Source organism: Kribbella sp. NPDC056345 (genome assembly GCF_042262745.1).
Lineage (GTDB): Bacteria > Actinomycetota > Actinomycetes > Propionibacteriales > Kribbellaceae > Kribbella.
In genome coordinates this window covers 637740-663619 of sequence record NZ_JBHJQQ010000004.1, presented here as the reverse complement: position 1 = coordinate 663619, position 25880 = coordinate 637740, and the positions used below count along the sequence as shown (strand labels likewise).

General features: G+C 68.6%; 17 protein-coding genes. 7 read left to right on the top strand and 10 right to left on the bottom strand.

What is annotated here, in order from left to right:
• Positions 1 to 16: 16 nt before the first annotated feature.
• Entirely contained in the window at positions 17 to 580 is a 564-nt protein-coding gene (thpR, locus tag ACFCV3_RS18055) for an RNA 2',3'-cyclic phosphodiesterase (RefSeq protein WP_132405511.1), read from the bottom strand.
• 21 nt (positions 581 to 601) lie between these two features.
• Between thpR and ACFCV3_RS18050 the strand changes: the two genes are divergently transcribed.
• Entirely contained in the window at positions 602 to 2041 is a 1440-nt protein-coding gene (locus ACFCV3_RS18050) for an LLM class flavin-dependent oxidoreductase (protein WP_376031123.1), read from the top strand.
• Positions 2042 to 2487: 446 nt separating this feature from the next.
• Here ACFCV3_RS18050 and ACFCV3_RS18045 read toward each other — a convergent pair whose 3' ends face one another.
• Positions 2488 to 3882 carry a mycothione reductase gene (locus ACFCV3_RS18045; protein ID WP_376031122.1) on the bottom strand — a complete coding sequence of 465 codons (1395 nt, stop codon included), beginning with the start codon at positions 3880 to 3882 and terminating at the stop codon, positions 2488 to 2490.
• Positions 3883 to 3938: 56 nt separating this feature from the next.
• Here ACFCV3_RS18045 and ACFCV3_RS18040 point away from each other — a divergent pair, with 56 nt between their 5' ends.
• Both ACFCV3_RS18040 and ACFCV3_RS18035 read left to right on the top strand, forming a co-directional pair.
• Positions 3939 to 4679 (top strand): DUF4429 domain-containing protein, encoded by a 741-nt coding sequence (locus ACFCV3_RS18040; protein WP_376031121.1) that lies wholly within the window; start codon positions 3939 to 3941, stop codon positions 4677 to 4679.
• A gap of 2 nt (positions 4680 to 4681) precedes the next feature.
• The gene (locus ACFCV3_RS18035; protein ID WP_376031120.1) at positions 4682 to 5329 is read left to right on the top strand and encodes a DUF4429 domain-containing protein; all 648 of its coding nucleotides are present in this window, start codon (positions 4682 to 4684) and stop codon (positions 5327 to 5329) included.
• Positions 5330 to 5333: 4 nt separating this feature from the next.
• Here ACFCV3_RS18035 and ACFCV3_RS18030 read toward each other — a convergent pair whose 3' ends face one another.
• The 4 genes from ACFCV3_RS18030 to ACFCV3_RS18015 form a co-directional block, all read right to left on the bottom strand.
• Positions 5334 to 15842 (bottom strand): MupA/Atu3671 family FMN-dependent luciferase-like monooxygenase, encoded by a 10509-nt coding sequence (locus tag ACFCV3_RS18030; protein WP_376031119.1) that lies wholly within the window; start codon positions 15840 to 15842, stop codon positions 5334 to 5336.
• Entirely contained in the window at positions 15790 to 17064 is a 1275-nt protein-coding gene (locus ACFCV3_RS18025) for an MFS transporter (protein WP_376031118.1), read from the bottom strand. The genes ACFCV3_RS18030 and ACFCV3_RS18025 overlap by 53 nt, the downstream gene beginning before the upstream one ends.
• A gap of 118 nt (positions 17065 to 17182) precedes the next feature.
• The gene (locus ACFCV3_RS18020; protein WP_376031117.1) at positions 17183 to 18496 is read right to left on the bottom strand and encodes an MFS transporter; all 1314 of its coding nucleotides are present in this window, start codon (positions 18494 to 18496) and stop codon (positions 17183 to 17185) included.
• The gene (locus tag ACFCV3_RS18015) at positions 18493 to 18942 is read right to left on the bottom strand and encodes a MarR family winged helix-turn-helix transcriptional regulator (RefSeq protein WP_376031116.1); all 450 of its coding nucleotides are present in this window, start codon (positions 18940 to 18942) and stop codon (positions 18493 to 18495) included. The genes ACFCV3_RS18020 and ACFCV3_RS18015 overlap by 4 nt, the downstream gene beginning before the upstream one ends.
• A gap of 96 nt (positions 18943 to 19038) precedes the next feature.
• Here ACFCV3_RS18015 and ACFCV3_RS18010 point away from each other — a divergent pair, with 96 nt between their 5' ends.
• A complete protein-coding gene (locus ACFCV3_RS18010; protein ID WP_376031115.1) occupies positions 19039 to 20145 on the top strand; it encodes a hypothetical protein in 1107 nt (368 codons plus the stop codon).
• Here the strand turns inward: ACFCV3_RS18010 and ACFCV3_RS18005 are convergent.
• Positions 20103 to 21578 (bottom strand): NCS2 family permease, encoded by a 1476-nt coding sequence (locus tag ACFCV3_RS18005; RefSeq protein WP_376031114.1) that lies wholly within the window; start codon positions 21576 to 21578, stop codon positions 20103 to 20105. The genes ACFCV3_RS18010 and ACFCV3_RS18005 overlap by 43 nt on opposite strands.
• Before the next feature lie 80 nt (positions 21579 to 21658).
• On the opposite strand from ACFCV3_RS18005, the gene ACFCV3_RS18000 reads away from it, so the two are divergent.
• The gene (locus ACFCV3_RS18000; protein WP_376031113.1) at positions 21659 to 21964 is read left to right on the top strand and encodes a DUF2530 domain-containing protein; all 306 of its coding nucleotides are present in this window, start codon (positions 21659 to 21661) and stop codon (positions 21962 to 21964) included.
• A 46-nt stretch (positions 21965 to 22010) separates the two neighbouring features.
• Complete coding sequence (locus ACFCV3_RS17995) at positions 22011 to 22847, top strand: SDR family NAD(P)-dependent oxidoreductase (RefSeq protein WP_376031112.1); 837 nt, start codon at positions 22011 to 22013, stop codon at positions 22845 to 22847.
• Here the strand turns inward: ACFCV3_RS17995 and ACFCV3_RS17990 are convergent.
• Together ACFCV3_RS17990 and ACFCV3_RS17985 are read right to left on the bottom strand one after the other, a co-directional pair.
• Positions 22844 to 23350 (bottom strand): MarR family winged helix-turn-helix transcriptional regulator, encoded by a 507-nt coding sequence (locus ACFCV3_RS17990; protein WP_376031111.1) that lies wholly within the window; start codon positions 23348 to 23350, stop codon positions 22844 to 22846. The genes ACFCV3_RS17995 and ACFCV3_RS17990 overlap by 4 nt on opposite strands.
• Entirely contained in the window at positions 23343 to 23882 is a 540-nt protein-coding gene (locus ACFCV3_RS17985) for a hypothetical protein (protein WP_376031110.1), read from the bottom strand. The genes ACFCV3_RS17990 and ACFCV3_RS17985 overlap by 8 nt, the downstream gene beginning before the upstream one ends.
• Before the next feature lie 151 nt (positions 23883 to 24033).
• Between ACFCV3_RS17985 and ACFCV3_RS17980 the strand changes: the two genes are divergently transcribed.
• Positions 24034 to 24921 carry a hypothetical protein gene (locus ACFCV3_RS17980; protein ID WP_376031109.1) on the top strand — a complete coding sequence of 296 codons (888 nt, stop codon included), beginning with the start codon at positions 24034 to 24036 and terminating at the stop codon, positions 24919 to 24921.
• Between the two features lie 66 nt (positions 24922 to 24987).
• On the opposite strand, the gene ACFCV3_RS17975 is transcribed toward ACFCV3_RS17980, so the two are convergent.
• Positions 24988 to 25845 carry a DUF3027 domain-containing protein gene (locus ACFCV3_RS17975; RefSeq protein WP_376031108.1) on the bottom strand — a complete coding sequence of 286 codons (858 nt, stop codon included), beginning with the start codon at positions 25843 to 25845 and terminating at the stop codon, positions 24988 to 24990.
• Between the last annotated feature and the right edge of the window lie 35 nt (positions 25846 to 25880).

Below are 25880 nucleotides of genomic sequence, written 5' to 3'. Positions count from 1 at the left end.
GCTAACCTTCCTGAGGTTAACCTAAGAATTCCCATTCGCCCACTGTGGCGTAGGCCGCACTTCGGCCCACTCCCTCACCCAACCGCGACTCGATCAACTGCAGACTTCCGGCCGTCCACTCGGCGCCACTGTAGGTATCGAAGACCCGCACCCAGCGTGTGACGTCCATCGGCCGCGGGAACCGCGCCAGCGTCAGATGCGGCACGAACTTCCGCCCGTCCACGGTGACCCCGGAGTGATTGGCTGCCGCCCTGGTCGTCTTCGACAGGTGCTTCAGCGCATCCGTCTCGTCACGGACTCCCGTGTACAGCACTCGCGCATCCGGTACGCCGGGAAACGCCCCGGCCCCTCTGAGGCTCAGCGGGAACGGCTTCTGCCGCTTGGCGGCCGCCTCCAGCCGCTCCCCCAACTCATCGGTCTTCCAGTCCGGCACCTCGCCCAGAAAGGCCAGCGTGATGTGCCAGTGTTCGTCCGCGGACCATCGGATGTCGTCATCCGGATGTTCCCGCCGCGGTGCGACGAACTCGCTCAGATCCTCCACAACTTCGATGGGTGGCACAACGGCCACGAACAATCGCATCCGGCAAGTTTAAGGTGAACTGTGGAGCAGAGACTGCCGTCTCCGTGCGTGGTGGTCCTGGTCGGCCCGGGTGCCGCCGGGAAGTCGACCTGGGCTTCAGAGCACTTCGGCGCGGATCTCGTCGTGTCGAGCGATCGCCTGCGGGCGCTGGTCGGCTCCGGCGAGGACGACCTCGCGGCGAGCGCGGACGCCTTCGCCCTGCTGGAGACCGTCGTGTCGCAGCGGATCGGGCGCGGCCTCACGACGGTGATCGACACCCTCGGGCTGGATCGCGCGCGGCGGGTGGAATGGTTGCGGCAGGCTCGCGAGGCCGGAATGCCTTGCGTGGCGGTAGCTTTCGACACGCCCGCTGCCGAGTGCCGGCGGCGCAATCGCGAGCGGGTGAAGCGGATCCCGGCGGACGTGCTCACCGGGCAGCTTCGGGCTTGGGGTGTGGCGAAGAAGGAGCTGCCGGAGGAGGGGTACGACGACGTACTGCGGCCGGCCGTGGTGCGCGTCGTACCGGAGGCGTTTGTGGGGGCGGATGCGGCGGTGGAGCGGCAGTCGTCGGCGCCGGCTGGGTTGCGGTTCGGGTTGCAGCTGAGCAGTTATCCGGGTGGGCGGGCCGGGTTGGGCGCGTGGGGTCGGGAGGTGGCGGCGAAGGCCGAGGCGGTTGGGTTCGACGCGATCTACGTGATGGATCACTTCCGGCAGATTCCGCAGGTTGGCCGAGCATGGGACGACTTCCTGGAGAGCTGGACGACACTCGGCTACCTGGCCGCCTGTACGACGCGCGTCCGGCTCGGGACGCTGGTTTCCGGGATCACGTACCGCAATGTCGCGCATCTGGGGAAGATTGCCGCGACTCTCGACGTACTGAGTGGTGGGCGTGCGGTGTGTGGCGTCGGGCTGGCGTGGTTCGAGGCCGAGCACAAGGCGTACGGGTGGCCGTTTCCACCGGTCGCCGATCGGTACACGCTGCTGGAGGACGCGCTGCAGTTGCTGCCGGTGTTGTGGGGACCAGGCAACAAACCGTTCCACGGCCGGGTGCTCGACGTACCGGACACGACCTGCTACCCACGACCGCTGCAGGAGCGGTTGCCGTTGCTGGTCGGCGGGAGCGGCCGGAGAACGTTGCGCTTGGCATCGAAGTACGCCGATGCGGTGAACGTGTTCGGGGATGTAGCGGCGGTGCGCGAGCGGGCGGCGTACGTGCGATCGCTGACGGATCGCCCGGTGGAGATCACCCACCTGTCGACGACGTTGGTCGGCGCGGATGTCGACGCCCTGGTCGAGCGACTGCGCCCCCGCAACCAGAACCCGGCCCGCTACGCCGCAACAGTCAACGCCGGCACCGTAGACGACCAGATCGGCCGCTTCCGCGAACTAGCCGAAGCCGGCGTCACCGAAGCAATGATCAGCCTCCCCGACCTCGACACCCTGGACGACGTCGGCCACGTCATCGCAGCCTTCCGGACCTGAAGCGCGGACCCCCAGGCCACATCAATTGCCCGCCGCCGCCCTCTCCACGCCTGCCCCCCACCCACCAACCACAATTGTGATGGCCTGCACGTCCGTTCTCCCCGGTCGCGTTCCGACGGGCGACGCTAACGACAGGAGGTGTGTGCCTGGTGCGACGCCTCGCACGCTCACCGCATCGCCCGGCGGAGCCCCACGACCGACTACTACCTGTCGGTGGCGACACCACCACCTCAGTCAGCGGACCGGGCTCCCGCGGCATACCAAAACTCAACTCGGGTGCAGCAAGCCGCGTGCACGCGACGAAGGAGCGGGCTTAGCGGCGGCGGTGGCGAATGAACGGTCGGCGGAACTGTTCTCGCAGGGAAGCGGCGGCAGCCGCGTCGAGGGGTGGGTGGGGCGCACGAGCGGAGCACGCGACGAAGGAGCGGGCGTGCTCGGAGCGGGGGCTAGTTGTTGGGTTTCAGGGGGAGGGCCAGGAGGGCGTTTTCTACTAGTTCGGGCATGGCTGGGTGGATCCAGTACTGGTTGCGGGCCATTTCGTAGGCGCCGAGGCCGAAGGCCATGGCCTGGATGAGGGGCTGGATGACGGTGGGGGCCTGGGGGCCCATGATGTGGGCGCCCAGGAGCTGGCCGGTGGTGGGGTCGGCGAGGAGTTTGGCGAAGCCGGTGGTGTCTTCCATGGCCCAGCCGTAGGCGATGTCGGCGTACTTCTGGGTGCTGACCACGTAGTCGATGCCCTGGTCTTCGGCTTCCTTCTCGGTGAGGCCTACCGAGGCGATCTGGGGGGAGCTGAAGACTGCGTGGGGGATGAAGCGGTGGTCCGCTTGGATGCGGTTGTCCGGGTCGAGGAGGTTGTGCTTGACGACGCGGGCCTCGTGGTTGGCGACGTGCTTGAGCTGGTGGGGGGAGGTGACGTCGCCGAGGGCGTAGATGCCGTCGACGGCGGTCTGCATGTAGTCGTCGACTACTACGCGGCCCTCGTGGTCGACCTCGACGCCGGTGGCCTCGAGGTTCAGCAGGTCGGCGTTCGGGGTGCGGCCGACGGCGACCAGGAGTTCGTCGACGATGACCTCGTCGGAGCCGTCGGGGCAGAGCATGCCGAGCAGGATCGAGCCGTCGGGGCGGCGGGCGACGCGGATCGTCTCGTGGTTCAGGCGGACGTCGTACTTGCCGCGCGCGATCTCGGTGTAGGCCTCGGAGATGTCGGCGTCCTCCTGGCGCAGCAGCCGCTCGGAGCGGCCGATCAGCGTCACCTCGACCCCGAACGACGCGAAGACGTGCGCGAACTCCGCCGCGACGAAGCCGCCGCCGAGGATCGCGAGCCGGCGCGGCAGCTCCTCGAGGCGCATGATCGTGTCCGAGGTGTGGAAGCCGGTCTCCTCGAGACCCGGGATCGGCGGGATGACCGGGCGGCTGCCGACCGCCAGCACGAACCGGTCGGCGGTGACGACGCTGGTCTGTCCGTCCTTGCCCTCGACCGCCAGCTCCTTGACCCCGGTGAACCTGCCGGTGCCCTCGTACATGGTGACGTTCTCGTTGTGGTGCCGGTACTCCGAACCGGCCCCGGAGATCGGGTCGATCCGGCCGAAGATCCGGTCCCGCACCTCGGGCCAGCGGACCCCGAGCAGCTCCTCGTCGACGCCGTACCGCGCGCTGCCGGCCGGGGTGGCGGCGACGTCGGCGGTGTGCACGAACATCTTGGTCGGGATGCAGCCCTTGTTCAGGCAGGTGCCGCCGAACACACCGCGCTCGACGAAGGCCACCTTCCAGTCCGCGAACCGGTGGTTCACGATCGTGTTGCCGGAGCCGGTACCGATGACGACGAGATCGTAATGGGTCACACCCCATTATGTGTCTGACGCCCAACTGACCCCGGTAACGGCGAGGATGGTGCCTCGTGGAGGGGTTGAGCGGCGACGAGCTGCGCGGGCGGAACGCGACGATGGTCTGGGACGGGCTGGGCCTGATCCAGCTGCGGTACCCCGGTCCGTGGCTGCAGCAGAAGAGCGGCGTGACCTACACCGTCCTGAAGCAGCTCGGGCAGCGCACCGTCCCGGTGGAGGCGCTGACCGGGGTCGAGCTCGTGATGCCCGGCGGCACCGAGACTCCCACGATCCGGCTGGTACTGCGCGAGCACGCGGACCCGCTGCTGGCCGTCGCCGGCGGGCAGTTCGACGAGCTGATCGATCCGTACCGGCTGGACTTCAGCCCCGACCAGTGGTTGCTCGCCGACTACTACGCGCAGGAGATCCGGACGTCGATCACGCTGCACCAACTGCCGCCCGGGCCTGCGGACCGCTGGCTGATCGAACCGCCGCCGGCACCTGACAAGGTCAAGTTCCAGTTCGTCAAGGTGGAGCTCGACGGTGACGAGCTGGTCCTCAAGTACGGCTTCGGCGCGACTGCCGCGAAAAAGTCCTACGGCAACCCGTGGCGCCTCCCGCTCGCCGAACTGCGCGATGTCGAATGGGTGCCGAGCAGGATCCGGAGCGATGGCTTTCTGCGGCTCACCAGCACCCGCACGCCGGCCGAGCGCCCCAAACCCGCGGACGACCCGGAGACCCTGACGACCTGGCCGTTGTCCGAGCACGACGCGCTGTTCTTCGGCGCCAAGTTGCGGTCCCTGATCAACTGGTGAACATGCTGCTGCAGACCAACCACGGCGTCCTCGAGTGGGACGGCACCGGCACGATCCGAGTCCAGTACGACGCCTCGCCCCGGCTGGGTGAGCGAAGCATCCCGGTCGAGGCGTTGCGCGCGGTCGAGGTGTCGGCGGACCTTCGGTTCGAACTGCGCGAGCATGCCGATCCGCTGCTGAGTGTGACCGGTGGTTCGTTCGCGTCGATCTACCACTTCGAGGTCGCCGATCTGGCCGCTGCCAAGCGACTGGCGTCCGAGATCCGGATCGCCCGCGCGCGCCGCGCCGTGCCGGAGACGCCTGCGCCCCGATGGCTGGTCGCCACCCCGCCCGCGGCCGATGCGCTGGAGGGGAAGGACGCGACCGTCGCGGTGGCGCAAGGACTGCTGATGTTCGCCTACCCGCGGTCCGCGACGAGGCGGAAGAAGGCTGACGGCAACCCGCGGTCGGTGCCGCTGACGGACATCCTCGATGTCGAGTGGGCAGCGCGCGCCGGGCGGCACGCCGGGTTCGTCCGGGTCGGTACGGCGCAGACGCCGCTCGACCGGCCGAAGCCGAAACATGATCCGGCCGCGGTTCGAGTCACTCCGGAGGGCGAGCTCGACGCACTGTTCTTCGCAGCGCGCCTGCTCACCCGCGTCCAGCCCTAGTCCGTCAGCATCGGTCGGTCAGCTGCTGGATCAACGCACCGGCCCACGAAGTGATGGTGGCCGGGGTGAAGAGGTCGGTGGAGTACTCGATATCCAGGGTGAACGCGGTCTCAGTGAGGGTGAAGACGACGTACAACTCGGTCCGGGCCAGATCCGCGGAGGGTTGGGCGCGGACAGCGAACTCACCCCACGGGAGAGTCAAACTGGCGGGTGGGTTGGTGATCACGGTAAAGAGGACGGCGGGGTAGGGCAGGCCGGCCTCGTGCGGGAGCGCGACGCGGACGACCTCAGCCAGCGGCAGTGCCTCATGGTCGAGGGCGGAGTAGACCGACCTGGCGGTCTCCGCGACCAGATCGTCGGCATCGAGCCTGACTCGAACGAGGACCGCTTCGCCGATATAGCCGATGATCCCCTCGTGGTCGGTATGGCGGCGGCGGGCGCTGGACACCGGGAGGACGACTTCTTCGTGGCCGCAGAGCCCTCCCATCCACTCGGCGAAGGCGGTCGCGATCAGGATGTACGGCGTGGTCCCGGCCGTGGCCGCGGTCGTTCGCAGCGCCTCGGTCAGGTCATCCGGCAGATCCACGTGGTGGGTAGCACCGCGGCCGGACAGTACGGCGGGGCGCGGATGGTCGAGCGGAATCGCCGGGCGGACCGTGGCGCCCGCAAGTTCGTCCCGCCAGAACGCTTCGAGTTTCGCCCGGTTGGTTCCGGTCAGGGTTTCGTGTTCCCAGCGGGCATAGTCGGCGTACTGGGCGGCCGGGCCGGTCAGCTCCTCGCCCCGGTACAAGGCGGAGAGCTCCGACCAGAACAGTCCCTGCGACCAGCCGTCGAAGACGATGTGGTGGACGGCCAGCACCAGAACCCATCGATCCGCGGACACTCGGCCGAGCCGGACCCGCCAGAGCGGCGCCTCGCTCGGCTCGAGCGCCGGCTTCGCGGTCGCGAGGCACCAGTCCCGGATCCGCTCCTCGTCGTCCGGCAGATCCTCCACCGGTAGTGCGACCGTCACATTCGCCAGCACTTCCTGCCGATCCTCGAAGACCCTGGTCCGCAACGCGCCATGACGTTGCACCAACTCCTGCAGCGCGCGCCGCAGGAGCTCCGGATCGAGAGCGCCACTGATGTCGACCCGGCCGAGGCTGTTGTAGATCGAGCCGTCCGCACGACCGCGATGCCGCTGAAGTGCGCGTCGCTGAGCAAATGTCAACGGCGCGACCTCTGGGCCGGCCTGTGCCGCCAGGGCGCGGATGGTGGGTGCGCGGAAGAACTCGGACAGCGTCAGGTCCGTATCCGTTGCCTCGCACAACCGATTCAGCAATCGGACGGCGAGGAGGGAGTGCCCACCCAGCTCGAAGAAGGAATCGGTCACGCCGACGTCGGCACGTTCCAGCACCTCGCACCACACCGCATGAACTGCCGTCTCCGCTGCGGTGGCCGGGGCAACCTTCGCTCGGCCGGTTGTCGGTGCCGGTAGCGCACTCCGGTCGAGCTTGCCAGTGGTTGTCAAGGGCAACTGTTCCAGCGAGACCCATCGGCGCGGCACCAGATACCGCGGCAACCGCTCGGCGAGGTGGTCCGTCAGTTTGCCGTGGTCGGCAGCACCGACCGTGTACCCGACCAGCTCGCCGTCGAGCACCACGACAGCAGCCGCACTCACGTCTGGATGGTCGAGGATCGCGGCCCGCACCTCGCCCGGCTCGATCCGTACGCCACGCAGCTGGACCTGGTCGTCGACTCGCCCGTGGAACTCCAGCGTCCCGTCGGCACGCCACCGCCCGAGATCCCCAGTCGCGTACCAGCCGGGTGCGAAGAATGCCGCGGCCGTCTCGGCCGGCCGGTTCAGATAGCCGTCGGTGACGCACACCCCTCCGACACAGATCTCGCCGACCGCTCCGATCGGTACCGGCCGGCGATCCGCGTCGAGCACGCGAACCCGGACTCCCTGGATCGGCCGCCCGATCGGCGGCTGGGTCTCCCCCGGACCGACCCGGTGCTCGGTCACGATGATCGAGGACTCGGTCGGGCCGTATCCGTTGTACAGAACGCATTCCGGATGCGCGGAGAGGAACTCGTGCTCGGCGGCACCCGGTGTCGTCGCCTCGCCGGCCGAGTAGATCTCCCGCAGCGAGGGCAGCTCGGGCCGGGTCGCGAGTAGCGCGTGGACGGCGCTGAACGGCATCGCGATCCGCTCGACGTCGTACTGGCGGATCTTCGCGGCCAGCTGCACCGCGTCGTACCGGCTGTCGTCGTGGATCAGGACCAGCGTCTGACCTGCGGCGAACGTCGTGAAGATCTCATGCATGCTGACGTCGAACGTCGGTGAGACCCACTGCAGGGTCCTGGTGGCCGGATGGGTCGCGACGTAGGCCTGGATGTGGTTCACCGGGCCACGGTGTGGGACCAGCACGCCCTTCGGCCTACCGGTCGATCCGGACGTGTACATCACGTACGCGAGGTCGCCGGGCCCGACTTTCGCCGCTACCGGTCCACCAGGTGCGAGGTCTTCCAGGCGGAGCGTCGGCCCGTCCCCGAGGTCCGGCATACCCGCACACGTCACCCTGGCAACCGGGCGCGCGTCATCGAGCAGGAACCGCAACCGATCCGGTGGGGTCTCCGGGTCCAACGGCAGATAGCCGGCGCCCGACTTGAGGACTCCCAGCAGTACGGCGATCTGCTCGGTCCCGCGCGGAAGACAGCAGGCGACCAGCTCCCCGGGGCTGACTCCGAACTCGGTCAGCGCGGCGGCGACGTCGTTCGCTCGCTGGTCGAGTTCGGCGTAGGTCAGTTCACCGAAGTCGCCGGAGAGTGCGATCGCCTGTGGGTTGAGGGCAACCTGATGCTCGAACAACTGATGCAAGCAGTACTCCGGCGTTGCGCCCGGCTCGCCTTCCAGCTCGGGCAGCAACTGCTCGTCCGGACGGGACAACACCGGCTCCGTCGCGCCCTCGAGTGTCAGCTCGAGGTAGTCCAGCAGCCGGCCGATCGTGGTCTCGTCGAACAGGTTCGTGTCGTATTCCACGACGCATTCGATGCCTGTCGCGGGAGCGGTCAGATACAGCATCAGGTCCATCGGGGCCCGCTCGCTCGGCAGGTCCAGGAGCGCGACCGAGATGTCGGGGGCGAAGGAGACCTCATCGGCTCCCCGCTCGAACTCGACCATCACACCGAACAGCGGGTTGCGGCTGCCGGAGCGCTCCGGGTTGAGCTCGGCGACGATCTGCTCGAACGGTACGTCGCGATGGTCGACCGCATCCATCATGGCGAGGCCGAGGGAGCGAGCCAGCTCGGCGAAGCCGGCGCCTTCGGGCAGGCGGAGCCGGAGCGGGAGGGTGTCGACGAACATGCCGACGGCGTCGGTCGCAGCCCGGTCCCGGCCGGACACGCCGGTGCCGATGACGAAGTCGCGTTGACCGCTGAAGCGGGACAGCACGACACCGAGGCCTGCTAGCAGCACACTGAAAATGGTGATGCCCTCGCTCGCGGCGAGAGAGCTCACGCGGGCACTCAACGAGCTGTCCAGAGTCCTGGTCAGCGAGCGGCCCTGACCGGTCCAGGTTTGCGACCGCGGTCGGTCGGTGGGGAAACGGAGCTCTGGCGCACCGTCGAGCTCGGCCAGCCAGAAGGCTGCGGATTGGTCCGCCGGTTGTGGCTCCCGGAGTCCGTCGGCGGCCGGTGGCAGGCCGGGGTCGGCGGGCCAGGCCTGGTAGTAGCTGCCGAGGTCGCGGACGACGACCGGGGTGGACGCGGCGTCCCAGACGATGTGGTGGCCGACGAGGAGCAGTACGTGGTGGTCCGCGGCGAGGCGGACCAGCCGGGCCCGAACCAGTGGCGCGCTCCCGAGATCCAGTTCGCCGAGGCGGACGTCGTACAGCAGGGATTGGATGTCGTTGCCTTCAGCATCTACCAGGGGGCAGTCGATGGGGGCGGCCGGTCTGACGTAGGCCCGGGGCTCGCCGTCGATGTCCCGGAACTCCGTTCGGAGGGCGGGATGACGGTCGACGACCCGCTGCAGCGCACCTTGGAGAGCCGCCGGATCCAGCAGGCCGCGGAGCTCGATCGCCTTCGGTTCGTGGTAGGTGTTCGCTCCTGGGTTGAGCTGCTCCAGGAACCAGATCCGCTGCTCGGGGGGCGTCAGCGCGCGGCCTTCGTCGACCGGCTCCTCGGTCGCGGGCGCGCGGTCGACGTACTCGGCGCGGAGTCCGTCGACTGCGGACAGGCTGTGCATGACCTGGTCCGGGTTCAGGCCGAAGTCGACGAAACAGGCGACCTCGTTCACGCCGATCGCGATCAGCTGGTCGACGATCGCGCGGGAGGTGTCCGGCGTACCAATCAGGGCGCGCGATTCGCAGTACCGCTGATAGGCCTGGCCGAGCAGGAAATCGACGTCGTCGGGGGCGGTCTTCTCCAGATCGATCTGGAATCCGAGGCTGTTCGTCACCTGGCCGAACAGGGAGAGCGAGGAGCGGAGATAGTCGCAGAACGGCTGGTACGCCGCTGCCCGGACCGTCTCCAGGTCGTCGCCTAGGTAGGTGTGCAGGAGGACGACCACCCGGCCGGCAGCGGGGTCGAGGCCGTGCTCGGCGCGGGTGGAGCGGTAGAGGGCGATGTTGGCCGCGAGGTCCTCGACCGATTGCGCCATCAGGTTGGTGACGACGCCGAGGCCGTTGCGGGCGGCGAGTTTGTACGACTCGGGGTTGCCGACGACGGCGGTGAACAGCGGCGGCTCGGGCTGAATGGGCTTGGGGTGGAGCTGGATCTCGGTGGGTTCGCCGTTGCCGGCGGTTGCGGTGATCGTCTCGCCGGTCCACAGTCGGCGGACGGTGTCGAGGCGGTCGTACATCTCGGTGCGATGGTTGCCGTAGGCATCGGGGGCGAGGACGAAGTCGCGGGCGTGCCAACCGCTGGCGATGCAGAGTCCGATGCGGCCGCCGGAGAGGTTGTCGACGACGGACCATTCCTCGGCTACGCGGATCGGGTGGTGGAGGGGGAGGACGACTGAGCCGGCGTTGAGGCGGATCTGGGTGGTTCGGGTGGCGAGGGCGGCGGCGAGGACGGAGGGGTTCGGGAAGAGGGCGCCGAAGGAGTGGAAGTGCCGCTCGGGCAGCCAGACGGAGTGGAAGTCGTGTTGGTCGGCGAACTCGGTGGCGCTGAGGATGAGGCCGTACTTGTCCTGTGCTGCGGAGTCGGGGTAGTCGCCGAAGAAGTACAGGCTGAAGTCGCAGCTGGTCTGGTGGGTGGTGGCTGCTTGTTGTGTTGGAGCTGGTTGGCGTTGCACCTCTTGAGTCGGTACGACGGGTGCGGGGGTTGCCGTCGGCGCCGGGGTGCTGCTGAGGGCGGTCAGCTGCTCGGACATGAGGGTGGTGAGGCGATCCATCATGCGCTCGGCAATGTCGAGCTGCCGGTCGATGATCTGCTGGATGTTCGTGGGGGCGTTGGCTGTGGGTGGCTGAGGTGGCTCGGCGGTGGTTGCTGTTGGCGGTGGCTCGATCGGCTTGGTGACCATGCGGCCGACAGGGTGGGCTTGTGGCTGGTCGCCGCTCCGGCCGTCTGTTGGGTACGTAAGCCTGGGCACGGTGGCTGAGGTAGGCGGTGGCTGAGGTGGGCGGTGGCCGAGGCCCGCGGGGGGTGCTGCGGGCTGGGGTGGGGTGGTGATCGTTGCGGAGGTGAGGTGGTTGGCGAGTTTGGTGAGGGTGTCGACGTCGCCGAACAGGGAGCGCATGGGGACGGTGGCGCCGAAGGTGTCGGTCAGGTCGCCGACCAGGCGCATGAGGGAGAGCGAGTCGGCGCCGAGGCTCAGGAACGAGACGTCCGGAGCAATGTCCTCCGGCTGCACCCCGAGCACCGGTGCAAGCAACTCCCGAAGCTTCCCGAGCACAGCACTCCCCTCCAGAGCCGGCGCGGCACTCCCCACCGGGGGCAGCGCGGCACTCCCCTGCGGGGCCGGCGTGGCACTCCCCTCTGGAGCCGGCGCGGCACTCCCCACCGGAACGCCCAGCGCGGCACTCCCTTGCAGGGCCGGTGCGGCACTCCCCACCGAAGGCAGCGCGGCACTCCCCACCGGGGCCGGCTCGGCACTCCCCGCTGGAGTCGGCGCGGTGGTTGGGTTCGGGGCGGGGGGTGTGGGGTGGGGGATGGGGGTTCTGGTTAGGGGGTGGCCGGGGAGGGGGATTCGGTGGCCGGTTGTTAGGGCGGTCCAGGTGAGGGGGGTGCCGGTGCGGTAGAGGGTGGCGACCGTTTCGGAGAACTGGGTTTTGGAGTTTTGGCGTTGGGTGGGGAGCCAGGTGGAGTTGGGGGTGGCTCGGCGGCCTAGGGGGGTCAGGGTTGTGTCGGGGCCTAGCTCTAGGAAGTGGGTGGCGCCGTGGGTGGCTGCGGCGGTGGCGGCTAGGTCGAAGCGGACGGGGCGGCGGGCGTGGTCGACGACGTACTGGCTGTTGACGTGGGTGCGGAGTGAGCCGTCTAGGCCGCTGAAGAAGGGTGTGGTGAGGGGCTGGAAGGTTAGCTGTTCGGCGGCTGCTCGGAGGTCGTCCAGTACTGGGTCGACCAGGGTGGAATGGAACGCCAGGGTGACCGGCATGCGGCGCCACGCGACCCCGCTGCGGTCCAGGATCTCGGTCGCGGTGGGCATCAGCTCCTCAGCACCTGAGAGGACCAGCCGGTCCCGACCGTTGACCGCGGCAACTTCCAGGCCGCACTCGGCGGCGAGCTTCTCCCCCGCCGCGTGGTCCACGGCGACAGCGAGCATCGCGCCGGGCTGCATCCGCGTGCACATCAGCTCACCGCGTCGTGCCAGCAGCCGCACCCCATCGGCAAGCGACAATCCGCCTGCTGCGTACAGAGCGGCGTACTCGCCGGCGCTGTGCCCGAGGACCACGTCCGGTACGACGCCGAGCGCCCGCCAGACCTCTGTCCAGGCCACCTGGTTCGCGAACAGGCTGACCTGGCCGAGTTCGGCCCGCTCGCTACCGAGAACGTCCTCCCCGAGCACCTGTGTCACCTCGTCGAACACCGTCCGCGCCACCTCGAACCGCGTCGCGAGCCAAACAGACATGCCTGGGTACGACGCCCCCTGGCCCGAGTACGCGAAGGCCAGCGGGCCTGGTGCACTCGGCTCCGAGACCGTCACCTGGCTGAGCGCAGTGGCCAGCGAGCTCGCATCGGTGCCGACAACGGCGACCCGATGCTGATGGTGTCGCCGCCCGAGCGCCAACGTCGTCGCGATATCAGCCGCGGCCAGACTCGGCGCAGCCACCAACTCGTCCCGCAGCGAACCAACCAGCTGCTCGAGAGCAGCAGCCGACGTCGCCGACACCGGCACAACCACCGCCTCGGCAGCGTCGATCGGGCGAGCAGCGAGCGGGGGTTCCTCCAGTACGACGTGCGCGTTGGTCCCACCAACCCCCAGCGCGGTGACCCCGGCCCGCCGCGGCCCCGCACCGGCCGGCCAGTCGCGAGTCGACGTGACCAGCTCGAACGGGCTGCTCTCGATCCGCAGCTCCGGATTCGGCCGGTTCAGGTTGATCGTCGGGACCAGTTGACCGTGCCGCAGCATCAGGACGGTCTTGATCAGGCCGGCCATCCCCGCGCACGAATCCAGATGCCCGACGTTCGCCTTGACCGACCCCAGCGCACACTTCACCGGACGGTCGCTGGACGAACCGAAGACCTGGGCCAGCGCCGCGACCTCCACCGGATCCCCCAGCGCGGTCCCCGTTCCGTGCGCTTCGACGTACGAGATCGTGTCGGCACCAACGCCGGCCCGCTCCAGCGCCCGCCGTACCACCTCGGCCTGGCCGGACACGCTCGGCGCGGTGAATCCGACCTTGCTCGTCCCGTCGTTGTTCACCGCGCTGCCGAGGATCACGCCGTGAATCGTGTCCCCATCGGCGAGCGCACGGTCCAGCCGCTTCAGCAACACCGCCGCGACGCCGTTCCCGCCAACCGTCCCGTCCGCGTCAGCGTCGAACGGCCGGCAGCGACCACTCTGCGACAGGATGGACCCCGGCACGTACCGATACCCCGCGTCCTGCGGCAACCGAACCGCTGCCGCACCCGCCAGCGCGAGATCCGTGTCCGACGCGAGCAACGCCTGGACAGCCAGATGTACGGCGACCAGCGACGTCGAGCACGCGGTCTGCACTCCGATCGCAGGCCCGGTCAGCCCGAGCCGGTACGCGACCCGGCTGGCGAGGAAGTCCAGCGTGGTACCGATCGTCGCCTGCATCGCCGTCGGTACGTCGTCGGGCCGGTCGCCAGCAGGTGAGTTCAGCAGATCCTGATGCCCGTAGAGGTTCATGCCCGATCCGGCGTAGACACCGATCCGTTGCCCGGCCGAGTCCGCGTAACCCCCGTGTTCCAAGGCCTCGTAGGCGACCTCCAGGAACTGTCGATGGGCCGGTTCGGTGAGCGCGGCCTCCTTCGGCGACAACCCGAAATACGCCGCGTCGAACGACTCCGCATCATCGAGCACTCCACCCGCGCGCACCCATCCGTCCGCGCCGGCCGCAGTGGACACGCTGTCCACGCCCCCACACAGGTTCGTCCAGAACTCGCCGATCGTCCGCGCCCCGGGGAACCGCGCCGCCATCCCGACGATCGCGACCCGGCGATCCTCAGCCCCGGAATCGGCAGCGGCTCCTTGCACTGCGAGCGGTTCAGCACCCGTGATCCAGCCGGCCAACGCCGCTGCCGTCGGGTGTTCGAACGGAACCGTCGCCGGTACTTCGATCCCGAAACGCTCGGCCAGCATCGCCCGAAGCCGCGTCAGCTTGACCGACGTCAGACCCAACTCGTAGAACGGCACCTCCGGCGCCACCGGCCGTCCCGCCAGCTCCGCAACCAACCGGCTGACCTCGGCCGCCACCTCACGAGCCGTGGCCGGCCGGCGAGCGTCGTACCGGCCTTGCAGGTACCGCTCCCGCAGTTCGCTCCGGCGGACCTTCCCGCTCGCGGTCCGCGGGAACTCCCCCGCCGGTACGACGACCACTTCGGCCGGCAACCGGAGTTGCTGGAACACGGCCGCCTTGACCGCCGGGATCACCTTGTCGCCCGCCTCGACGAAGACCACCAGGTCCTCGGTCCCGGTCGCCGCGTTCGGCACCCCGCACGCCCCGACAGAGTGCAGATTGACGCCTGCAGCAGCCGCGGCCACTCCCTCGATCTCGTGGCAGAACACCGTGTTCCCGTTGAGCACCACCGTGTCTCCCTCGCGGCCGGTGATCACCACCTGCCCGTCGGCAACGAACGCCAGATCCCCTGTCCGCAGCCATTCCCCGTCCGGCAGTGCAGCCGCCGTCGCAGCAGGGTTGTTCGCATAGCCCGAGGTGACGCGGTTGGACCGCACCTGCAGCCGCCCGATCCGGAGCTCGGGCAGCACTTCGTCGTTCGCGCCGACCACCCGGACCGATGAACCCGGCGCCGGCGCACCGACCGCGACGAACGTCGAGCAGTCCGGCTCAGGCACGTCCGGATCCGCAATCTCCACTGCACCGTCCAGCGACGACTTGAGTACCCGGATCACACAGCCTTCATCGGTCAGTCGGCCGAAGGTGATCGCCGTCGTCGTCTCGGCCATTCCCCACACCGGCCGGAAGCAGGAACGCTCCAGGCCCGATCCGGCCGTGGCCGCGAAGAACCGCTCGACGACCGGCAGGGCGACCTGCTCGCCTCCGCACAAGAGCGACCGGACACTGCTCAGCTCAGGCCCGCTACCAGTCAGCGCATCGGCGACGAGCTGCAATCCGAAGGTCGGCGACCAGGTGTGCTGTACCTCGTACTGCGCGACTTTCTCCAGCCAGAGCAGCGGATTCGCGAGTACGTCGGCCGTCGGGAGATGCATCCCGGTCGCGCCGACGAACACCGGGAGCACGTGGTACAGCAGCAGCGCGCCGCTGTGATCCAACGGCAGCCAGTTGAGCATGGTCTCGCCGGGCTGCAGGTCGAGGAGCAGCCGCGATCCCGCCGCGAACTCGGCCAGCGCCTGGTGCGTGAGCGCAGCAGCCTTCGGTGCGCCGGTGCTGCCCGACGACAGCATCAGTACGGCGACGTCGTACGGCTTCGGCTGGTGCAACTCTTCAGCCGGCTCCAGTCCGGCGAGGTCCTCGACCGCCAGCGTGGACAGGTCGAGTGCCACGGCGCTCGTGCGATCGGTCAGGATCAGCGGTTCTTCCAGCAGCTCCCAGGTATGACGAAGGCGTCCTATCGCCGCCGGGTCGCTGATGGGTGCGGGCCGCATCCCGCCGAGGAGACAGGCCCAGAACGCTCCGAAGAAGTCCTCCGCCGCGAGACCGTGCAGGATGACCGCGTCACCGGACGCGGCACCGCGCTCCCGCAGGCCGGTCAGAATCCGGCGCGCCCGGTCGAGCAGCTCCGGGTAGGTCAGTAGCCCGGCAGGCGTCCGCGCTCCAGCCGTTGGGAACTCGGCGGCGGCCCGGAGCAGCGCCTGAACCGCATCGGCCGCATCAGCCGCGGTCGGCGCGAGCCGGGGGCCGTGCGCGATCGACGAGTTCACCATGATGCCTCCTCGGGAACAACCCACTCGACAACAGCAGAAAGATCAGTACGCCGGTCACCGCGACCCCGTGCAGACCTGCGACCACCGGGAACACCGGCAGCACGTCGAGCAGGCCGCCGGCGAGCAGCATCCCGCCCGCAAAGGCGGAGTTCTCCACGCTCGCGGACAACCCGAAGACCCGGGTCCGCTGATGCTCGGGCCGGCTCTGCAAGGTGGACAGGTAGCCGATCTCGCTCACCCCGTCGGCGAGCCCGGCCAGGAACGCGACCGCGATCAGGCCGGCCGCGGGCAACCCAGTGAAGGCGAGCACGAAAAACACCGACATAGCGCAGGTCGCGGCGGCGAACGCGCGGTGGTCGAGCCGCTTCAGGAACCTGCTGACCAGCTGGTGGGCGCTCACGCTGCCGATCGCCCAGGCGGTGAAGAACTGTGCACTCACGGCGGCGGGGTTGTCCGGCGCGGTGAGGGTGGCGTAGATCGGGAGCGCGACATTGTGCCCGGCGGAGGCGAGCGCATCGACACCCCGGACGGCGATCATCCCGACGACCAGCGCCGGCAAGTACTGCCAAGGCCACCGCCCAGCCGAGCCGCGGTCAGTCCGAGCCGCGTCCGCCTCCGGCTGATCCTCTTCGCGGGCACTCGCAGGTTCGGCGGAGCTCTGCGCGGAGGTTCGCTGGGGCCAGGTCACGAAGGCCTGCAGAATCGCCGAGACCAGGAACGACGCTGCGTTCACCCCGAAGGCCAGGTCGTAGCCGCCGAGGTCGATCACCAGCGCCGCCGTACCGAACCCGAACACGCTGGCCAGCGACCTCCCGGTCACCACCCGCCCGTTGGCCCGGGCACGCTGATCCGCACCGACCAGCTCCGGGATTGCGCTGCGCAGCGCGACCACGAAGGTCGTGTTGCCGAACCCGAGGATCACCGCCACCGCCACCAGCGTGACCAGACTCGGCGCCAGGATCAGCACCACCATCGCCGCCGCCTGCAGCAGATCGAGTCCGACCAGCAGCGGCCGGCGCGGCAGCCGGAGCAGGATCCGGCCGGAGACCAGCCCGGCCAGGAACCCGGAACCGAGCCGGATCGCCATCACCGCACCCGTGACCCACGTGCTCTGGGACCAGTGGAAGCTGAACAACCCGAGCGCGACCAGGTTCAGGTAGTTGCCGTACGAGGAGGCGGTGTAACCGCTCAGCAGCAGCCAGAAGGCGCGCACAGGCGGCATTCCACGGGCTCCGTCCTCCCTGGGCGGGCGGCTGCCCAGGTGGCCCTCAGCTTAGAAAGGTTCCGCCGAAGTGGCTACGGATTCGGTGAGTCTTCAACGTCCATCGGACAAAGCGGGCCTAAGCCACCCGCGGATCCTTGGCCGGGCCGGTCTCGACGACGGCCTTGTCGGCGAGGATCTCGGACTGCGGGAGGATCTCGAGCCGCGGGCGCGGGAGCAGCCGCGGGCGGATCGACAGGCCGCGGCGGCGCGAGAAGTACAACACGGAGCCGATCGCGCCGAGCACGGTCAGGCCGCCGCCGACGATCAGCGACCAGCGAGCGCCGAGCTCCTGCCCGACGAACCCGATCAGCGGCGAACCGATCGTCGTACCGCCCATCAGGACCGTCATGTAGAGCGCCATCACCCGGCCGCGCATGGTCGGCTCGATGCTGAGCTGCATGGTCGCGTTCGCGGTGGTCAGCATCGTCAGCGAGGCGAGGCCGACCAGCGGGAGGATCAGGGCGAAGGTCAGGTACGTCGGCATGAGCGCGCTCACGACCTCCAGCAGACCGAAGGCGATCGCGGCACCGATCACCATCCGGGCGCGGATCCGGACCCGGCGGGCGGCCAGCAGCGCGCCGGCCAGCGAGCCGATCGCGAGGATCGAGCCGAGAATGCCGTACTCCCCCGCGCCCTTGTGGAAGGCCTCGACCGCCATCAACGCCGACGTGAGCTGGAAGTTCAGCCCGAACATGCCGGCGAAGGCGACCGTGACCAGGACCATCATCAGATCCGGCCGGCGCCACAGGTAACGCATCCCGTCGCGGATCATCCCCTTGTCACGGGCCGCGACCTTGGGCGTGTGCAGCTCGGAGGTGCGCATCAGGCGCAGCGACAAGATCACCGCGGCGTAGCTCAACCCGTTGATGATGATCACCGGGCCGGTGCCGATCCAGTGGATCAGCAGGCCGGCCAGACCGGGGCCGATCAGGCGGGCGGCGTTGAAGGAGGCCGAGTTCAGCCCGACCGCGTTGGACAGGTCATCGCGGCCGACCATCTCCACCACGAACGACTGGCGGGCCGGGGCGTCGAACGCCGTACCGATCCCGAAGAGGAAGGCGATCACGAAGACGTGCCACGGCTCGACCAGACCGGTGACGGTCAGGACACCCAGCGTGAGCGCGGCGACCGCCATCCAGACCTGGGTGATCTGGAGCAGCTTGCGCTTGGGGAAACGGTCGGCGACCAGACCGGCGTACGGGCCGATCAGCAACGCCGGGGCGAACTGGAGACCGGTCACGATACCGAGCGCCGTACCGGAGTGGGTGAGCTCGAGGACCAGCCAATCCTGCGCGACCCGCTGCATCCAGGTGCCGACGTTCGAGACGATGGCACCGGTGGCGTACAGCCGGAAGTTGCGGACGTGGAAAGCGCGGAAGGTCGGACTCACTTGGCCGCCAGCCGCTCGAGAACAGGTGCTGCCTTACGCAGGATGTCGCGCTCCTCAGGGGTCAGTTGCTTGAGCTTCGCGTGCAGCCACTCGTCGCGGCGCTTGCGGTTGGCAAGGATCAGCTCGTCGGCTTTGCCGGTCAGCTCCACGGTGACCTGGCGCTTGTCGGTCGGGTGCGGACGCCGGAGCACGAGCCCGGCCTCCTCCATGTTCGACACGATCCGCGTCATCGACGGCGGCTTCACCTGCTCGTGGGCGGCCAGCTCGCCGATCGTCATCAGCTCGTGCTTCGACAGTGCGCCGAGGACGCCGAGCTGGTTCGCGGTCAGGTCGTGACCGGGCTCGCGCTGGCGCCGGATCTGGCGTGACAACCGCAACGTCGACGACCGCAGGGCACTCACGAGCCCCACGTCACTCTTCACCTGCTGGGCTACGACTTCCGGCATATTCCTTACCTTAACTCATTACCTTTGCTAAGGATAACGCCGTTCCGCCTGGCGGTATTCCCGGGTGCACTCGACGAGGCACTAGAGTTCGCTGCCATGGAAACGCCGCGCGAGCTGGTGCGCTACGAACGACGGTTCCGGCGGGCGGGGCTGCCGCTGTTCATCGAGGACTTCTCGCCGACCCACGACATCTACAACCGGGCCGCACCACTGCTGACGCTGGTGTTCCTGGCCGAGATGCTCGGCACCACCGAGCTGGAATGGCATTGGTACGAGAACATCCTGGCGGCCGCTGTGGGACTGACCATCCTGGTCGGCGCCTTCGGGGTGCTCAACGGGTTGCGGGGCCGGCCCTTCTGGTCGTTGCCGACCCGCTTCGGCCTACCGGAACTGGCGGTCTTCGTGCTGCTGCCGGCATTGTTCCCGCTCTACCCCGACTACAGGTGGCCACAGTTCTTCGGCATTGCCGTCGGCAACCTGTTGCTCGTCGGCGCCGTGTACGTCGTGGTCGGCTACGGGCTGATCGCGACGACGTACTGGAGTCTGCGGCGGATCGTCGGCGAGCTGGCGAACTCGCTGGCCAGTCTGATCCGGGCCTTGCCGCTGCTGCTCGTGTTCTCGCTGGTGCTGTTCATCAACACCGAGATGTGGCAGGTGTTCGCCGGGATGCCGGTCGCGTTCATCGTGCTGCAGGTGATCGCGTTCACGGTGCTCAGCACGCTGTTCCTGATGGTGCGGCTGCCGAAGGAGCTGGACGCGATCGAGGACGACGTGAAGTCGGATCCGCCGTTGCGCCGGATCCAGCGGCTCAACCTGAGCGTCAACCTGGTGATCCGGCAGTGGGTCCAGGCGCTGGTCGTGAGCACCGGTGTCGGACTGTTCTTCGTTGCCTTCGGCCTCCTGTCTTTCAACGCGAAGATCTACGAGGGCTGGGGGGTTGAGCCCGGGTCCTGGTCGATCCCGCTGCAGCTGATGGGCCACGAGATGCTGCTGACCGCGAGCCTGGTGAAGGTGGCCGTCGGCATCGCCAACTTCACCGGGCTCTACTATTCGATCGCGCTGCTCACCGATTCGTCGTACCGCGAGGAGTTCCTGGACAACGTCAGCGCCGAGCTACGGGATCTGTTCATCGCTCGGGCCGACTATCTGACGCTCCGGGCTCAGTTGGTGAGCCAGTCCGACAGCGGGCCGATCGCGAAGTAGATCACGAACAGGGCACTCACGACCCACATCAGCGGGTGCACCTGCCGGGCCTTGCCGCGGACCACCTTCAGGATCACGAACGAGACGAAACCGGCGCCGATCCCGGCCGTGATCGAGTACGTGAACGGCATCAGAATGATGGTCAGGAAGGCCGGGAACGCGAGCTCGATATCGTCGAAGTCGATCCCCTTCACCTGGGTCATCATCAGGAACCCGACCAGGATCAGGGCCGGCGTCGCCGCCTCGTAGGGCACCAGGGTGACCAGCGGTGCGACCACCATCGAGATCAGGAAGCAGATCCCGGTCACCACACTCGCCAGCCCGGTCCGGGCACCTTCGCCGACACCCGAGGCGGACTCGATGTACGACGTGTTGCTGGAGACCGAGGCTGCGCCGCCGGCTGCTGCGGCGACGCTGTCGACGACCAGGATGCGCTGCGAGTTCGGCGGGTTGCCGTCCTTGTCCAGCAGCCCGGCCTCGGCGCCGATCGCGGTCATCGTGCCCATCGTGTCGAAGAAGTCGGCCAGCATCAGGGTGAAGATCAGCAGCAGCGCGGAGATCAGGCCGACCCGCTCGAACGAGCCGAACAGGTTGAACTCGCCGACCAGGTCGAAGTTCGGGGTCGTGAACACCTTGTCCGGGAGCGCCGGCACGCTCAGGCCCCAGCCGCCGGGGTTGTCCGCGGTCCGGCCGCCGACCTTCGCGACCGCCTCGACCACGATCGCCAGGATCGTCGCGGCGACGATACCGATCAGGATCGCGCCCTTCACCTTGCGCGCGTACAACGCGATGATCAGGATCAGGCCGACCACGAACACCAGCACCGGCCAGCCCCGAAGGTTGCCACCGACACCCAGTTCGACCGGGGGGCCGCCGGCCGCGCCTGGCCGCCGTACAAAGCCTGCGTCGACGACGCCGATGAACGCGATGAACAGGCCGATGCCGACACTGATCGCCACCTTGAGCTGCACCGGCACGGCCTCGAAGACAGCTTTTCGGAAGCCGGTCAGGACCAGGATCAGGATGATCAGGCCCTCCAGCACCACCAGGCCCATCGCGTCGGCCCAGGTCATCTTGCTCGCGACGCTGAACGCGATGAACGCGTTCAGGCCGAGCCCGGTGGCCAGGGCCAGCGGGAAGTTCGCCACCAGCCCCATCAGGATCGTGACGACGCCCGCCACCAGGGCGGTGGTGACCGCGACCTTCGCGATGGCGGCACCCGAGTCGAGTCCACCACCGATGAACTGACCGTCACCGTCCTTCGCCGAGCCGATGATGAGTGGGTTCAGCACCACGATGTAGGCCATCGTGAAGAACGTGACGAGGCCGCCGCGCAGCTCCCGGCCGAGCGTGGACCCCCGTTCGGTGATCTTGAAGAACGAGTCGAAGGGATTCGATCCGGAGCGGGCCGTCGTGGCCTGGGACGAGCTCATGACGGCATGGTGCCAGGTCGGACCCGCTGGTAGCGAGCACTAACAGCAACCCTTTCGGGCAGGGCGTCTATGGTGGTTCCGTGACGGAGGAGCAGCCCGCGCCCAAGAAGCGCACCGATCCCACCAGCCAGCTCGCCCGCGGCGAGCTGGTGCACGCCGAGGTCAAACCTCTCGACCTGTCCGGGATCCCCACTGTCATCGTCGGCATCGTCGCGTGGGCGATCGCTTTCGTCGTGCTGCTCTTCTTCCGCTCCACTCTCGAGCGCGACGGCCTCGAGTGGTGGATCTGGGCCGCTGCCGCCGGCTTCGGCCTCGGCTGGATCGGCCTCTGGTACTGCACCCGCCGCTGGAACAAGATCAAGGCCGGCAAACCGGTCCGCGACTGACCCTTCCTGTCAGATACTGTCGGTGGGGACAGTTTATGGTGTCGCCATGGACACTAAAACATGGTTGATCACCGGCGGGACGCCGGGTGGGTTCGGGCTGACGTTCGCGGACGCCGTCCTGGCTCGGGGTGAGCGGGTGGCGATCACCTCGCGCCGCCCGGCCGAGCTGGCCGAGTGGGCGTCGCCGTACGGGGAGCGCGTGCTGGTGCTCGAGGTCGATGTGACGGACGAGGAGCAGGTCCGGGCGGCGGTGGCGACAGCTGAAGCGCGGTTCGGCGGGATCGACGTACTGGTGAACAACGCCGGGCGCGGGTGGTATGGGTCGATCGAGGGGATGCCCGCGGATGACCTTCGGCGGTCGATGGAGCTCAACTTCTTCGCGGTCCTCACGGTCACCCGGGCGGTGCTGCCGGGGATGCGTGCTCGCGGCAACGGGTGGATCGTGAACATGTCGTCGGTCGCGGGGCTGCGGGGGATCACCGGGTTCGGGTACTACTCGGCAGCGAAGTTCGCGCTCGAGGGCGTGACGGAGGTGCTGCGCGAGGAGGTGGCCGAGTTCGGGATCAAGGTGCTGGCGGTCGAGCCGGGCGCGTTCCGGACGCGGGCTTATGCGGGGTTCGCCGCTGAGCCGCTGCAGGAGACCGTCGACGCCTACCTGCCCCAGCTGGACGCCGTACGGAAGGCGATGATCGACCAGGACGGCAACCAGCCCGGCGATCCGGTGCGCGGGGTTGCCGCCGTACTGAGTGCGATGGAGCTGGAGTCACCACCGCATCGGCTGGTTCTCGGCAGCGGCGGCTTCGACGCGGCCGTCGGCACCCTGGAGGCGAACCTGGCCGACATCCGGTCGAACGAGTCGCTGTCGCGAGGTGCCGACTTCTAATCCGTACGGCGGGTGAGTCCGTTGCGGCGCATCTCCTCGGCGGCTGCGATCGCGTCCTCGGTGAAGCGTTTCGTGAGCTCGGTGTACCGGGCGATATCGCGGGACGACCAGCGGGACAGTACCTGCGCGATCATGTCGTCGCCGAGATCGTAGATGTGCCGCGCGGCCGCCGAACCGGCCTCGGTCAACGTGATCCGGGTCGACCTGGTGTCCTCCGGATCCGTCTCGCGCGCGACCAGTCCGCCGGCCTCCAGCCGCTTGACGATCTTGCTGACGTTCGACGCCCCGGTCCCCATCGCCTGCGCCAGCTCGCCCGCCCGCAACGGCTGCCCCGCCAGCAGATGCCGCAACGCCTGATGCGCCGGCTGGTCGATCGGCTCCCCGCTCGACGTCAGGATCTCCCGTTGCAGACCAGGCGACTCCCACAACAGGATCAACGCACTCAGACTGGCCAGCAACTCCGACCGATACGGAAAGTCCGCCGCCTCCCGCAGTTCACCCATGCCCGAACCCTAGCGACCGCCGGCTCCCCCACTCGCGATGCCAGTACTCGGCGTCCTGACTACCGACCCGCAAGATCGCGTCGGGGCTGCCTTCGGCCGGCCAGAACTGCAGCAGGTACGCATCCACCGGCTCGTCGGCGAACTCGCCGTCACGCCCGGCATCCCGCCCCCGCGCACTGACCCGCAGCCGGTAACTGCCGGCCGCGATTCCCTCCAGCTCGCCGCCCTCGCCGAACCACGACGACCAGCCGGCATCGGCCCCGACCTCGACCGACACCTCGACGACGTCCTCCCAGGACTCCTCCGCCGCGCCCGGATCCGCCGTACACAACACGATCCGAACCGGCGAACCCCCGGACCTTCGCCCGAAGTGCAGGTAGACACCACCCGGATGCGCGGCCCCGACCAGACCGTTGACCTGCCCGGCGAAGTACTTGTCCGCGTCACCGTCGAACCCGAAGTCGCCACCCCACCCCAGATCGAACTGCCCGTAGTCAGTCTCGACCACCGCATCCAGCAACACGCGTTCCACCCGACGCACTCTACGACCGCTCGGGCGAACCGCTCTGGTGTTACGCGGGTGAAGGATGCGTGAGATGCCGAGTGTCTAGCGTCCCGGGGACGCGCTCAGATGGGGCGCTGGACTTGGGGGTTGATCGATGCGGTCTTTGATACTCGGTGTGGTGACAGCAATTGTCCTGGTCAGCGGTACGTCGGAAGGGGTTGCAGCCGACATCGACCGGGCGACGTCCTACGACGCAGGCGGTACAGCCTCTGCAGGCCGGATCGGCGGACCGGTGGAGGCCGGCCAAGTTGCACCACCGGCACCTGCCGGCCGACGAGCGGTCGACGCTGGGTCCCGGTCGACTGTCGCACGCCACGGTGTGCCTGTGCCTGCGGGGTACTACTGGCGGATCTGGGTCTACTGTCCGGCAGGCACCAAGGCCACCGGTGGGGGCGCAAGCACGCACGGCTACCCGACAGGCCTCCATGCGAGCAAAGCCATCGATGGCGGCAACGGCTGGGAAATAACCGTCAGCAACAACGCAACGATCGACGTGTATGCGTGGGTCGAAGCGGTCTGTGTCTCTGGGCTGACCTATTACTCACTGCACACCGCGACCAGTTCGGTAGCCGGTGGGCAGATCAATGCCACGGCTGTTCTCTGTCCGCGCGGAGTCATGACCGGTGGTGGCGGCTGGGCCGACACCAACAACGTGTCGCTGCGGAGCAACCGGCCGCACAGCCTGACCGGCTGGGTCCTCAGTCTGCGTAATCGCGACGCGGATCGGCGAGGCTTCACAGTGCAGGTGGTGTGTGTCGAGGGCGTTCAGAACGTCCAGCACGTCGAATCAGGCTGGCAGCCGATCGTGAACGGGCTGGATCGCATTGTCTTCACCGACGCCTGCGCACCTGGCCAGTCGCGGCTCGGCGGAGGTGCAGACGCGCCGGCGATCGTCTCCAGCAGCCCCTATGACGTGTTCGAGGGCAACACCAATTGGGTGGTGACCGGCGTCGTGGACGGCGCACCTACGGGCAATGTCAGGGCAGTCCTCATCTGCGGCACCTGACCGAGCGGCCTGGCTGGGCCAGGGCGGAGTACTGACGCCGGTACGCCGGGGGGCGGCGTACCGGGGTCAGGACTCGGTGACCTCGTCGTCGGAGGTGGGTTCGGCGGCGGCTTCTAGCTCGGTTTGGACGGCGTCGGCTTCGGCGGCCTCGTCGTCGGTGGCCAGCTCCATGGAGTCGTAGCCGGTGGTGTCGAAGGCGTGGTCGGCGACCGGGGGCTCGGCGAGGTCGATGACGGCGTCGGAGTGGGCTCCGCAGCCGTAGTCGAAGGCGACGACGCGGCCTTCGCCGGGGGCCATCTCGTTGGCGCAGACACCGAAGGAGCGGCCGAGGCTGTCGCCGAGGCGGATCCAGTAGCCGCAGCCGTTGCACTTGTAGGGGACGGCCTGGGCGATCGGGGCGCTCGGGCCGAAGTCGCCGGTGGACCAGCGCTCGGCGGCGTCGTCGCGGCCGAACACCGACAGGACGCGCTCGCGACCGAGGCCGAGCTCTTCGACGACCTCGAGGACGTCCTCCGGGGCGCCGGTGTCGGTGAAGCCGGGCTCCAGGCGGGGGTCGTCGGGGGGCGTCGGGAACAGGTCGCCGGGCCGCAGGTCACCGGGCTGAACGCGCTCGGACCACGGCACCCACTCGGGGGCGACGATCGCCTCGTCGCCGGGGAGCATGACGACCTCGTTGACGGTGACCGTCTTCGCGCGGGAGGCGCGGGTCACCGTGACAGCCCAGCGCCAGCCCCGGTACCCCGGGTGCGCAGAGGCGAAATAGTGCGTGACGAGGCGCTCACCCTCGACCAGATGACCGAGGTGCTCGCCGATCTGCGCCGCGCCGGCCTCGTCGATCGCGGCCTCGCGGGCAGGTTCGACTGCTGCGACACAGACCGCGTCGGCCTTGGCGCGCACAGGTTCCGGAGTTCTGAGGGCAGTCACGATCGCCCATTCTCGCATGCCCGGACCGCTCACAC